Genomic DNA, 12,357 nt, shown 5'->3' with positions numbered 1-12,357 from the left:
AGGGCCGGCACCCGAACCGCCCTTCGGCTTTGTGCAACTAGTTGCACAAACCTGTCGCCGTCGTCTACAACAGACGGACGACACGCCGCACGGAGGGCCTCCATGAGCCGCTACCCGCACCTGCTGACCCCGCTCGACCTGGGCTTCACCACGCTGCCCAACCGCGTGCTCATGGGCTCGATGCACGTGGGCCTGGAGGAGGCCGAGCGCGGCTTCGAGCGCATGGCCGCGTTCTACGCCGAGCGGGCGCGCGGGGGAGTGGGGCTCATCGTCACCGGCGGTATCGCCCCCAACGAGGCCGGACGCCCGTACGAGGGCGGCGCCAAGCTCACCGTCGATGCGGAGGCCGAACAGCACCGCGTCATCACCGACGCCGTGCACCGTGAGGGCGGGCGGATCGCGATGCAGATCCTCCACTTCGGCCGCTACGCCTACCACCGCGACCTCGTCGCGCCCAGCGCCGTCCAGGCGCCGATCAGCCCGTTCGTCCCCCATGCCCTCACCGACGCGGAAGTCGAGCAGACGATCGACGACTACGCACGCGCCGCCCGCCTGGCCCGGCAGGCCGGGTACGACGGCGTGGAGATCATGGGCTCCGAGGGCTACCTGATCAACGAGTTCATCGTGGCGGGGACCAACCGGCGCACCGACCGCTGGGGCGGCTCCTACGAGAACCGGATGCGCTTCCCGGTCGAGATCGTGCGCCGCGTCCGCGAAGCGGTCGGCGAGGACTTCATCCTCGTCTACCGGCTCTCCATGCTGGACCTGGTCCCCGGCGGCTCGTCCCTGGAGGAGGTCGTCACCCTCGCCAAGGCGGTCGAGGCCGCCGGAGCCACGATCATCAACACCGGTATCGGCTGGCACGAGGCCCGCATCCCCACCATCGCCACCTCCGTGCCGCGCGGCGCGTACGCCTGGGTGACCAAGAAGGTCATGGGCGCCGTCTCGGTGCCGCTGGTGACGACCAACCGCATCAACACCCCCGAGCTGGCCGAGCAGTTGATCGCCGAGGGACACGCCGACATGGTGTCCCTGGCCCGCCCGATGCTCGCCGACCCGGACTTCGTCGCCAAGGCCGCGGCCGGGCGGCCCGAGACCATCAACACCTGCATCGGCTGCAACCAGGCCTGTCTCGACCACACCTTCAGCGGACGGATCACCTCCTGCCTGGTCAACCCGCGCGCCTGCCACGAGACCGAACTCGTCCTCGCCCCCACCCGGCTGCGCAAGCGCGTCGCCGTCGTCGGCGCCGGTCCCGCCGGACTCGCCTGTGCCGTCTCCGCCGCCGAGCGCGGCCACGACGTCACGCTGTACGAGGCGGCGGGTGAGATCGGCGGCCAGCTCAACGTGGCCCGCAAGGTGCCGGGCAAGCAGGAGTTCGACGAGACCCTGCGCTACTTCCGCACCCAGCTCGACCTGCGCGGCGTGGACGTCCGGTTGAACACCCCTGTCGCCGCCGGTGACCTGTCCGGATACGACGAGATCGTCGTGGCGACGGGCGTCTCCCCCCGCACGCCCGACATCCCCGGCGTCGACCACCCCCGCGTCCTCGGCTACCTCGACGTGCTGCGGGACGGCGCGCCCGTCGGCGACCGCGTGGCGATCCTCGGCGCGGGCGGCATCGGGTTCGACGTCGCCGAGTACCTCACCGACGGCGGTGACAAGGCGAGCGAGGACCCGGCGACGTACTTCCGCCACTGGGGCGTCGACATGGACTACCGCGCCCCCGGCGGCCTGGCCGCCCCCGAGCGGCCCGCCCCGCCGCGCACCGTCCACCTCCTCCAGCGCAAGACCTCCAAGGTCGGCGCCGGGCTCGGCAAGACCACCGGCTGGATCCACCGCGCCGAGCTGAAGCACCGGGGCGTGACCATGGTGCCGGGCGTCGGCTACGACCGGATCGACGACGCCGGGCTGCACATCACCGTGGACGGGGAGAGCCGCGTCCTGGAGGTCGACACGATCGTCCTGTGCACGGGGCAGGAGCCGCGCCGCGACCTGTACGAGGAGCTTCTCGCCGCGGGCCGCACCCCGCACCTCATCGGTGGCGCCGACGTGGCGGCCGAGCTGGATGCCAAGCGTGCGATCAAGCAGGGCACCGAGCTGGCAGCGGCACTGTAGGAGCCGGTCCCTAGGATGAGGCCATGTCCCTCCCGCACGCGATCCTGACCGCCCTGCTGGAGAAGCCGTCGTCGGGGCTGGAACTGACCCGCCGGTTCGACCGGTCGATCGGCTACTTCTGGTCGGCCACCCACCAGCAGATCTATCGCGAGCTGGGACGCCTCGAGAGCGACGGCCTGATCCGCACCCTGCCCGCCGAGCAGCCGGCCCGCGGGCAGAAGAAGTCGTACGAGGTCCTGCCGGCCGGCCGCGCCGAACTCGCCCGCTGGACGGCCGCCTCCCAGGACCCCAAGCCGCACCGGGACGTGCTGCTGCTGCGGCTGCGCGCCGCCGCCGTCGTCGGCACCGAGGGGATGGAGGCGGACCTGCGCCGCCATCTCGACCTGCACCGGCGCCAGCTGGCCGAGTACCGGGAGATCGAGGAACGTGACTTCGGGCCCGGCCGTGACTCGGTGCGGGACCGCCTCCAGCACCTCGTGCTGCGGGCGGGCATCGACCTGGAGACCTTCTGGATCCAGTGGCTCACCCACGCCCTGGAGGAGTTCCAGGAGCTGCCCGCACCCGAATAGCGGATCCGCTCGCACCCGGACAGCCCAACCGGACCCCGCGGACGGGGGCGGCGTTGGCCCGGGCGCGCCCGGGCTACGTATGCTGGTGCCCTACGCGGCGTGAACTCGCTTGCCTTCGAGGGCAGTTCGTGCCGACGGCGCGGTCCGCTGTCGTCGCTGATCCCGCGCCGGCGAACGCGGCCGGGGGCCGGGGCCCCGTTCCGCCCCGGCCCCCGGCCGCACCATCCCCACGACTGGGGCGCCCCGTCACTCCTTCCGGTAGGAGTACGCCTCCCTGGCCGCCGCCTCCACCGCCGCCAGGTCCGCGCCCGTCGACGCCGTGACCATCGCGGCGACCGCACCCTCGACGAACGGGGCGTCGACCAGCCGCGTGTTCGCCGGAAGCTCGTCGCCCTCCGCGAGCAGCGCCTTCACGGTGAGGACAGCGCTGCCCAGGTCCATGAGTACGGCGACCCCCGCACCCCGGTTGACGGAGGCCGCCGCGGCGGACACCAGCTCGGAGCTCGTTCCGAACCCGCCGTCCACCGTGCCGCCCGCCGCGGCGATGGGCGCGGTGGTCCCGCCGCCCGACAGCGCCTTCGCCAGCGCCGCCACCGACTCGGCGACCGCCGGGCTGTGCGAGACGAGCACGATCCCGACCATGTTCTCCGTGCCCTCACTCACCGGAGGCCTCCACGAGCGCGGCGATCAGCAGGGCGGAGGAGGTGGCGCCGGGATCCTGATGCCCGATGCTGCGCTCACCCAGATAGCTCGCCCGGCCCTTGCGGGCCTGCAACGGGGTCGTCGCCACGGCACCCTCCTCGGCGGCGGCCGCCGCCGCCCGGAAGGAGGTGGCGAGCGCGTCCACCGCGGGCACCAGGGCGTCGACCATGGTCTTGTCGCCGGGCGCGGCCCCGCCGAGCGTCATCACCGCGTCCACGCCCGCCCGCACGGCGTCCGTCAGCTGTTGTTCGGTCACCTCGGTGGCGTCCCCGAGGGCCTTGCCGGTGCGGCGCAGCAGCGTCCCGTACAGCGGGCCGGAGGCACCGCCGACCGTCGAGATCAGCTGACGGCCCGCGAGCTGGAGAATCGCACCGGGCGTGTCCGGCGCCTCCTTCTCCAGCGTGGCCGTGACCGCGCGGAAGCCGCGCTGCAGGTTGCTGCCGTGGTCGGCGTCGCCGATCGGCGAGTCGAGCGCGGTCAGCCGCTCGGCCTCGCGGTCGACGGACGCGGCGGCCGCCGTCATCCAACGGCGGAAGAAGTCGGCGTCGAGCACTGCATCTCCTTGCCTGATACGAACGTTGACCTCACTCGTCTGCCCCGCGACCGGCCCGGCGGACAGGTCGCTCACAGGCCCCAGCGCAGCGCCGGCGTGCTCACCGGTGCGTCCCACAGCCGCAGCAGCTCCTCGTCGACCTGGCAGAGGGTGACCGAGGCGCCGGCCATGTCGAGGGAGGTGACATAGTTGCCGACCAGCGTGCGGGCCACCGGGGCGCCACGCTCGGACAGCACCCGCTGCACCTCCGCGTTGTAGCCGTACAGCTCCAGCAGCGGGGTGGCGCCCATGCCGTTGACCAGGACCAGCACCGGATTGCGCGGCTCCAGGTCGTCCAGGACGGCGTTCACCGAGAAGTCGGCGATCTCCCGTGCGGTCATCATCGGGCGCCGCTCACGGCCCGGCTCGCCGTGGATGCCGATACCCAACTCCAGCTCGCCGGGCGGCAGGTCGAAGGTGGGGGTCCCCTTGGCGGGCGTGGTGCAGGCGCCGAGGGCGACACCGAAGCTGCGGGAGTTCTCGTTGACCTGCCGGGCGATGGCCTGCACCCGCTCCAGCGGCTGCCCCTCGTCGGCCGCCGCCCCCGCGATCTTCTCCACGAACAAGGTGGCGCCGGTGCCGCGCCGGCCCGCCGTGTAGAGGCTGTCGGTGACGGCGACGTCATCGTTGACCAGGACCTTCGCGACCTGGATGCCCTCGTCCTCGGCGAGTTCCGCCGCCATGTCGAAGTTCAGCACGTCGCCGGTGTAGTTCTTCACGATGAACAGGACGCCGGCGCCGCTGTCCACGGCCGCCGCCGCCCGTACCATCTGGTCGGGCACCGGGGAGGTGAACACCTCGCCCGGGCAGGCCGCCGACAGCATGCCGGGGCCCACGAAGCCGCCGTGCAGCGGCTCGTGCCCCGAACCGCCGCCGGAGACGAGCGCGACCTTTCCGGCGACCGGGGCGTCACGCCGTACGATCACCCGGTTCTCCACATCCACGGTCAGCTCGGGGTGCGCGGCCGCCATGCCCCGCAGCGCGTCGGCGACCACCGTCTCCGGGACATTGATCAACATCTTCATGGGAGCCTCCTGCGTCCACTCACTCTCGGCAGTATCGATGTTCGGGAGGCGGTGGTCACGTGTGCGGACGTTCTTCAGCGCGTCCGGCCTGCTCGAGCCGCCCGGCATGGACATGACCGCTGCCGGGGGCCGAATATCTCTACAGGTGTGACCTGTCTTACTTTCTTCTCGCATTCCCGGACTGAATACGGACATTCCGGAAGCCCGGCTGACCTGCGCAAAGCGTGAGTAAAAGAAATCCCCCTGGAAGGGTCAAATTTCAGGTGACGACCTTCTGTCGAACGGGTCTCGGTTCCTACCCTGAGCCGCCAATTGCGCGTTAATTCCCTGCTCAGATAGTGAGAGGCCCCTTGACATGGTGAACCTGGACCATGCAGCCCCTGACGCCACCCGCGACCGGACCGGTCTGCGGCGGGACGTCGGCCTGATCGGACTGATGTGGGCCTCGGTGGGGTCCATCATCGGCTCCGGCTGGCTCTACGGCGCCAAGAACGCCGTCATGACAGCCGGTCCCGCGGCGACCATCTCGTGGGTGATCGGCGCGGTCGCCATCGTCCTCCTCGCCCTCGTGCACGCCGAGCTCGGCGGCATGTTCCCGGTGGCGGGCGGCACGGCACGCTATCCGCACTACGCCTTCGGTGGCCTGGCCGGCATGTCCTTCGGCTGGTTCTCCTGGCTGCAGGCGGCGACCGTGGCCCCCATCGAGGTCGAGGCCATGATCGGCTACCTCGGGCACTGGCACTTCGCGCAGGGCTTCCAGCACGCCTCCGACGGCACCCTGACGGTCAGCGGTCTCGTCGTCGCCGTCTTCCTGATGGCCGTCTTCGTCGCCGTCAACTTCCTCGGCGTCAAGGTCCTCGCGCACACCAACAGCGCCGCCACCTGGTGGAAGATCGCCGTGCCGCTGGCCGCGATCTTCATCGTCGCGGTGGGCAACTTCCACCCGGGCAACTTCACCTCGGAGGGCTTCGCCCCGATGGGCGCCAAGGGTGTGCTCGGCGCGATCAGCACCAGCGGCATCATCTTCGCCCTCCTGGGCTTCGAGCAGGCGATCCAGCTCGCCGGTGAGAGCCGCGACCCCAAGCGCGACCTGCCGCGCGCGACCCTCGGCTCCGTCGCGATCGGCGCGGTCATCTACGTCCTGCTCCAGGTCGTGTTCATCGCCGCGCTGCCGCACAGCAGCTTCGCGCACGGCTGGGCCAAGCTCGCCTTCAAGGGCATCGAGGGCCCGTGGGCGGGCCTTGCCACGCTGGTCGGCCTCGGCTGGTTGGCCGTCGTGCTGTACATCGACGCGGTGATCTCCCCCGGCGGCACCGGCCTCATCTACACCACCGCCACCTCCCGCGTCTCCTTCGGCCTCTCCAAGAACGGCTACGCGCCGAAGCTGTTCGAGAAGGTCGACGCCCGCGGCGTGCCGTGGTTCGGCCTGATCCTCTCCTTCGTCACCGGCGTCATCTGCTTCCTGCCCTTCCCGAGCTGGCAGAAGCTGGTCGGTTTCATCACCTCGGCGAGCGTCCTGATGTACGCGGGCGCCCCGCTGGCCTACGGCGTCTTCACCGACAAGCTGCCGGACCACGAGCGCCCCTACCGCCTGCCCGCCGGCAAGGTGATCGCTCCGCTGTCCTTCGTGGTGGCCAACCTGATCATCTTCTGGTCCGGCTGGGACATCCTCTGGCGGCTCGGCGTGGCGATCGTCCTCGGCTACGTGCTGCTCGGCGGCTACGCCCTCTACGCCAACAGCAAGGGTCTGCCCGACGCGCCCCGGATGGACTTCAAGGCCGCCCAGTGGCTGCCGGTGTACCTGCTGGGCATGGGCCTGATCTCCTGGCAGGGCACCTTCGGCGGCCAGGGCAACCTCCCGCTGTGGTGGGACATCCTGGTCATCGCCGTCTTCTCCCTGGTCATCTACTTCTGGGCCCGCGCCGTCGCTCCGCGCCCGGAGGAGATCCAGCGCAGCATCGACGAGGTCGTGGTCGTGGACGTGCCCACGCACTGACCCCTCGGATCTGTGTGCAGTGAGGCGGGTGCCGTACCGGATCGTCTTTCCAGTACGACACCCGCCCCTTCTTTCCCGGGGCGCCTGAGCCGCCGTGCGCCGGCGGCGGCCTCACCCGTGATGACGCGTCAGCTCCGCTCCCCCCAGCACCGTCACCGGGGGCGTGCAGGTGAGACGGAAGCCGGTGAAGTCTGCCGTGAACGCGGCGTCGACCAGGTCGCGGGCGTGGATGCCCGCGAAGGCGCCATGAACGACACCCAGGGCACCGGCCTCACCCGGCGCACCGTTCTCCAGGCCGCGGGCGCCGCTGCGGCCGCGTACTCCCTGGTCGGCGCGGCGGCCGGGACCGCGGGAGCGGATGACACGCCCGCATCGACCGACAAGCTGATGATCCGTCCCATCCCGAGCGGGGTCCCGACCAACCTGAGCTACTCCGTCAAGGCCCGTACCTCGGGCGGCGACTGGCAGACGGTGCCGGTCTACCGCGCGAGAGCGAAGCAGATCGACGCGAACACGGGCAGCGGTCCGGTGTTCAACTCCTCCGTCGCCACGTTCGACTTCCAGGGCACCGTGGAGGTCGCCGTCACGTCCTCCAAGGGCACGATCGGCAGCGCGCGGATCCGCCCGCTGTCGTACGGCACCCATCGACAACGTCAGCGTCACCTCCCACACCCGCGGCGAGGTCTGGTCCGTGCCGCGCCCCGCCCGCACCGCCACCGACCTGAGCGCCACCGCGGGCGCCGACGCGGTGGAGCTGGCCTGGACCGACCCGGACCTCGCGGGCCGCTACAAGGTGCTGCGGTCCACGCAGGCCGACGGCCCGTACGAGACGAACGCGGCCTGCGTCGGCCCCGTCGGCTTCGGCACCCGCATCCGGTACGCGGACGCCACCGGCACGCCCGGCACGACGTACCACTACGTCGTCGCCAAGACGAACTGCGCCGGACGCGGCCCGCTGTCGGACCCGGCCACCGCGACGATGCCGACGCAGTCGGTGCCACAGGTCACCTCCGCGACGGCGGCGTTCGCCAACAAGGGCGTACCCTTCCAGTTCCTGCTGCGAGGGTCGCACGAGCCCGTTCGGTTCGCGGCGGACGGCCTGCCCGACGGGCTGAGCGTCGACAAGCGCACCGGCCTGGTCTCCGGAACGCCCAACGAGACCGGTGAGTTCAGCGTCGCGACCACCGTGGGCAACGCGGCCGGTGACGCCACCGGCACCCTCACCCTCACGGTCGGCACCCCGCCGCCGGACCCCTGGACGTACGGCGACCTCGGTGACGTCGTCATCGACGATCGCGCCTTCGGCACCTTGTGCGTGGTCGCCATCCAGACCCCCGGCAGCACCTCCTACGAAGACGGGTCCTTCGTGGTGCGGGGCGCCGGGATCGACCTCAACGCCAACAGCCGGGGAATGACAGGCCAGTTCGTACGACAGCCCGTCACCGCCGACTGCGAGGTGACCGCCCGGCTGGTCTCCCGCAGCGGAGCGAGCGGTGACCGGGTGGGGCTGCTCATGGTCCCTTTCGCCGTTCGACCAGGCGGCCGGGGCCATCGTCACCGGCGGCACCAGCGCCCAGCTCATGCTGCGCACGACCGTCGCCGGAAAGTCCGCCTTCACGGCCAACGCGGCGGTCACCGCACCTGGCTGCTGCGGCTGAAGCGCACCGGGACGAGCTTCGCCGCGTCCGTCTCCACCGATGACGGCGTCACCTGGACCCCCCTTGCCGCGGGAGACAGCCCCGGCTTCGGTGACGCCCCCTACTACGTGGGCCTCGTGGTCTGCTCACGCAACCCGCCGGCCCTCGGCACCTCCCCGTTCGATGAGGTGAGCATCACCACGACATAGATCCCCCCACGGATCGGAGATGCACGAATGAGCCGCAGAGATCTCCACCCAGCAACGGATTCCCCCCACACCGGGCCCAGTCGGCGGGGCGTGCTGCGCACCGCCGCGATCTCCTCCGCTTCCCGCGGACAGATCCGTCCGGTGTGGGCGATGCTCCACTTCCACTACAACCGGCGCCTGTACCTCGACGACAAGTACATCTCGGCGATGTACTACAACCTCGTCTCCCCCGAGGGCGGCGGCGGTGACTACGGCTCCACCAGCGGCGGCTACGACCAGCTCGGCTTCGGCACGCTGACGTACGTCAAGTAGCGCACCGCAGGGCCGCGCGGGCCGGTCGGCATCGGATCGGCCGACGGGCCCGCGCGGAAAACAGGGCGGCTGAGGGTGCGGATGCGGGCCCTGTTCCCTAGCGTGGCAGGGGTCGAAGTCTCCCGCTGGAGGGATCTGTCATGGCCGTGCTCCGGATCGTGATCGTCGGCGGCGGGTTCGCCGGCATGGAGACCGCGCGGCGACTCGAGCGGATTCTCAAGCCCGCCGAGGCGCGCCTGAGGCTCGTCGCGCCCTACAGCCACCAGCTCTATCTGCCCCTGCTGCCGCACGTCGCGTCGGGAATCCTCACCCCGCAGTCGGTCGCGGTCCCGCTGCGCCGGCTGCTGCACCGTACGCTGCTCGTGCCCGGCCAGGCGGTCGGCGTCGATCCCTCCGCCAAGGCCGTGGTCGTGCGCAAGATCAACGGCGAGACGACCATCGAGCACTACGACTACCTGGTGCTGACGCCCGGCAGCGTGACCCGGCAGTTCGACATCCCCGGGGTGGACCGGTACGCGGTGGGCATGAAGACGCTGGCGGAGGCGGCCTGGGTACGGGACCACGTCATCTCCCAGCTCGACCTCGCCGCGGCCAGTTCCGACCCGGTCGAGCGCGAGACCCGGCTGCAGTTCGTGGTCGTCGGCGGCGGCTACGCCGGCACCGAGACCGCCGCCTATCTGCACCACCTCACCACCGCCGCCGTGAAGCGCTATCCGGGCCTGGACCCGTCCCTGGTGAAGTGGCACCTCGTCGACATCGCGCCCAAGCTCATGCCGGAACTCGGCGACCGGCTCGGCGCGAAGGCACTCGCCATCCTGGAGCGGCGCGGCGTGCACGTCTCACTCGGCGTCTCGGTCGCCGAGGCCACGGCGGACACCGTCACCCTCACCGACGGCCGCAAGCTGCGCTGCCACACCCTGATATGGACCGCCGGCGTCGCCCCCAGCCCGCTCATCGCCACGCTGGACGCCGAGACCGACCGCGGCCGGCTGGTCGTCCGCGACGACCTGGCCGTGCCGGGCCTCGACGGTGTGTTCGCCCTCGGTGACGCCGCGGCGGTGCCCGACCTCGCCAAGGGCCCCGGCGCCATCTGCCCGCCGACCGCCCAGCACGCCATGCGCCAGGGCTGGAGGGCCGCGAAGAACGTCGCGGCGGCGCTGCGCGACGTGCCGCTGACCCCCTACCACCACCGCGACCTGGGGCTCGTCGTCGACCTCGGCGGCCTCCAGGCCGTGTCAAAACCGCTCGGCGTGGAGCTGACCGGCCTGCCCGCACAGGTCGTCGCGCGCGGTTACCACCTGGGCGCCCTGCGCACGGTCCCGGCCCGCCTTCGCACGCTGACGAACTGGACCCTGAACGCGATGGCAGGTTACGACTTCGTCCGCACCGGCTTCCAGGCCGGGCGCCCGGCCACGCTCAAGGACTTCGAGCGGACCGACGCCTATCTCACGCCCGACCTGATCGCCTCGCACACGACACCGAAGGCGGTCGACTGACTCGGGTCAGGTGCCGACCGGCATGGGTCAGGTGCGGTTGCCCTTCGGCTTGCCCCGCTGATCGGGTGTCCCGTGCGGCGGCGGGCTCATGGGCTCCGGCGAGGTCGCCGGGGACACCGGCGAGCCCCCACTGCTCCGGCTCGCCTCGGGACGCAGGCCCGCGGTGTCGCCGGACGTCGGCTCGGCGCCCGCGCGCAACTGCTCCAGCTGGGCCGTGAGCAGCTCGGTCACCGGGACACGGCCCGCGTGCTCACGCTCGTACGCGAGCAGCTGCTCCACCTCGTCCGCGCTCAGCGCGCGGATGCGGCTCTCCAGGCTGCCGAGGGGCAGCTCGTCGTAGTCGGGCAGCGGCAAGGTGCCGCGGCCGGGCTCAGCCATGGATCTTCACTTCCCTCTGTGCGACGGCCTGACGTGGGACGCGGCTCAGCGCGACCGTGCGGCCCGGGTACGCGAGCGGTTCTCCTTGCGGATCGCGTCCAGCAGCTCCGCCTTCGACATCCGGGACCGCCCGTCGATGCCCAGGTGCTGCGCGACGTGGTAGACGTGCTCCTTCGAGGCGTTCTCGTCGACGCCCTCGCCGCTGCGCCCGCCCTGCTGCCGGGGCCGCGCCGAACGGGGGTCCGAGGGGCCCTTGCGGCCGCCCTCCTTGCGCTCCCAGTGGTCGCCGACCTTCTCGCAGGTGTGCTTGAGCGCGCCGTACGCCACCCGGTGCGCCCGCTCGCCCTCGCCGTAACTCTCGACCGCCGAGTCGTGCGCCTTGATCCAGGTGCGCCGCGCGTCCTGGGAGGAGCGCTCCAGCGTCGACGGCAGTTCCTGTCGTCCGGGCACGGATCCACCTCCTCGTCTCGTCGCTCTCTGTGCCCCACGAGTGCCCTGGGGCCCGCCGGGAAAACGGGCAGAGCCCCCGCGAACGCCGGTTTGACGGGGTCGTCATCGGCTACCCGCGCGGTGTGACAGCCACGACTTCACACACGACTTCGCAGCAGGATCCCATTCGGTTTCTGGAGGATCGCTTCGCCTGCGCACAGGCATGCACGGAGTGCGCGCGGGCGTGCGCCTTGCGCGCGAGCCTCGCCGAACCGGGCGGTACCCAGGGCCAGGAACGTCTGCGGCGCAAGGGCATCATGTGCGCGGAGGTCTGCGACGCGACCTGCCGCGTGCTGTCCGCGTACGGCAGTCAGGACGAGGACGACATCCGCAGCCAGGTCACCTGGTGCCGGGCCGTCTGCCTGGACACCGCGCACGTCTTCGACGCGGACCCGGGTGGCGAGGAGGCGGCGCGGGCCTGTCGCGCGGCCGCCCGGGCCTGTTCCGACTTCCTTCAGACCCTGGGCTGACGGATCCGGACACCGGACTCGACGCTCCGGACGCCGCGCCGGGCATTCCCCTCCCTCGGCATTCCCAATTTCTGGAACAGGTTCTACGGTGTGCGCCGTCAGGACCGGCCTTGGGGAGCCTGGAGGCGCCGTGCATCTCGAGCAGCAGCGGCTGCGCAACGAGCTGCGCGGGTACTTCGCGCGGCTGGTGCCCGAGGGCGCCTACGCCCGGCACACCGACCCGGCGGCGCAAGCGCTCCACGGCGAACTGGAGCGCGGCTACCGCTCTGCGGTGATCTTCACCTTCGGTGGCGGGAACAACGAGATCGAGCGCGAGATCATCTCCTGGATCGGCCTCGGCATGCCCCGCGTGCGCAGGTGACGG

At 71.4% G+C, this 12,357-nt stretch carries 11 protein-coding genes and 3 pseudogenes; 8 read left to right on the top strand and 6 right to left on the bottom strand.

The window, feature by feature from the left end:
• The first annotated feature begins 102 nt into the window (after positions 1-102).
• A complete protein-coding gene (locus AB0N14_RS09130) occupies positions 103-2,118 on the top strand; it encodes an NADPH-dependent 2,4-dienoyl-CoA reductase (protein ID WP_366025029.1) in 2,016 nt (671 codons plus the stop codon).
• 23 nt (positions 2,119-2,141) lie between these two features.
• A complete protein-coding gene (locus AB0N14_RS09125) occupies positions 2,142-2,687 on the top strand; it encodes a PadR family transcriptional regulator (protein ID WP_366025028.1) in 546 nt (181 codons plus the stop codon).
• 246 nt (positions 2,688-2,933) lie between these two features.
• Here the strand turns inward: AB0N14_RS09125 and AB0N14_RS09120 are convergent, their stop codons facing one another.
• From AB0N14_RS09120 to dhaK, 3 genes are all read right to left on the bottom strand, one after another.
• Positions 2,934-3,329 (bottom strand): PTS fructose transporter subunit IIA, encoded by a 396-nt coding sequence (locus AB0N14_RS09120; RefSeq protein WP_366025149.1) that lies wholly within the window; start codon positions 3,327-3,329, stop codon positions 2,934-2,936.
• Between the two features lie 13 nt (positions 3,330-3,342).
• Positions 3,343-3,942 (bottom strand): dihydroxyacetone kinase subunit DhaL, encoded by a 600-nt coding sequence (gene dhaL / locus AB0N14_RS09115; protein WP_366025027.1) that lies wholly within the window; start codon positions 3,940-3,942, stop codon positions 3,343-3,345.
• Between the two features lie 71 nt (positions 3,943-4,013).
• Complete coding sequence (gene dhaK, locus AB0N14_RS09110; protein ID WP_366025026.1) at positions 4,014-5,006, bottom strand: dihydroxyacetone kinase subunit DhaK; 993 nt, start codon at positions 5,004-5,006, stop codon at positions 4,014-4,016.
• 355 nt (positions 5,007-5,361) lie between these two features.
• Between dhaK and AB0N14_RS09105 the strand changes: the two genes are divergently transcribed.
• Entirely contained in the window at positions 5,362-7,002 is a 1,641-nt protein-coding gene (locus AB0N14_RS09105) for an APC family permease (RefSeq protein ID WP_366025025.1), read from the top strand.
• Positions 7,003-7,481: 479 nt separating this feature from the next.
• Here AB0N14_RS09105 and AB0N14_RS09100 read toward each other — a convergent pair whose 3' ends face one another.
• Positions 7,482-7,643, bottom strand: a complete 162-nt coding sequence (locus AB0N14_RS09100; protein WP_366025024.1) for a hypothetical protein — start codon at positions 7,641-7,643, stop codon at positions 7,482-7,484.
• A gap of 5 nt (positions 7,644-7,648) precedes the next feature.
• Here AB0N14_RS09100 and AB0N14_RS09095 point away from each other — a divergent pair.
• From AB0N14_RS09095 to AB0N14_RS09085, 3 genes and pseudogenes are all read left to right on the top strand, one after another.
• Positions 7,649-8,848: pseudogene (locus tag AB0N14_RS09095) on the top strand (putative Ig domain-containing protein); the annotation flags it as partial.
• A 108-nt stretch (positions 8,849-8,956) separates the two neighbouring features.
• A pseudogene (locus AB0N14_RS09090) lies at positions 8,957-9,160 on the top strand (cell wall anchor protein); the annotation flags it as partial.
• Between the two features lie 140 nt (positions 9,161-9,300).
• Positions 9,301-10,656: an NAD(P)/FAD-dependent oxidoreductase gene (locus AB0N14_RS09085; protein WP_366025023.1), complete on the top strand. Its 1,356-nt coding sequence runs from the start codon at positions 9,301-9,303 to the stop codon at positions 10,654-10,656.
• A 27-nt stretch (positions 10,657-10,683) separates the two neighbouring features.
• Here AB0N14_RS09085 and AB0N14_RS09080 read toward each other — a convergent pair whose 3' ends face one another.
• Positions 10,684-11,034, bottom strand: coding sequence for a hypothetical protein (locus tag AB0N14_RS09080; RefSeq protein ID WP_366025022.1), 351 nt, complete (start codon positions 11,032-11,034; stop codon positions 10,684-10,686).
• Between the two features lie 45 nt (positions 11,035-11,079).
• Complete coding sequence (locus AB0N14_RS09075) at positions 11,080-11,484, bottom strand: ChaB family protein (protein WP_366025021.1); 405 nt, start codon at positions 11,482-11,484, stop codon at positions 11,080-11,082.
• Positions 11,485-11,606: 122 nt separating this feature from the next.
• Between AB0N14_RS09075 and AB0N14_RS09070 the strand changes: the two genes are divergently transcribed.
• Together AB0N14_RS09070 and AB0N14_RS09065 are read left to right on the top strand one after the other, a co-directional pair.
• Positions 11,607-11,993 (top strand): ferredoxin, encoded by a 387-nt coding sequence (locus AB0N14_RS09070; RefSeq protein ID WP_366025020.1) that lies wholly within the window; start codon positions 11,607-11,609, stop codon positions 11,991-11,993.
• A gap of 235 nt (positions 11,994-12,228) precedes the next feature.
• Positions 12,229-12,354 (top strand): annotated as a pseudogene (locus AB0N14_RS09065) (acyl-CoA dehydrogenase); the annotation flags it as partial.
• Positions 12,355-12,357 lie beyond the last annotated feature (3 nt).

The sequence above is a fragment of the Streptomyces sp. NPDC051104 genome, from assembly GCF_040682835.1.
Lineage (GTDB): Bacteria > Actinomycetota > Actinomycetes > Streptomycetales > Streptomycetaceae > Streptomyces > Streptomyces cynarae.
The sequence above is the reverse complement of the archived record's forward strand: the minus strand, read 5'-3'. Positions and strand labels throughout refer to the sequence as shown.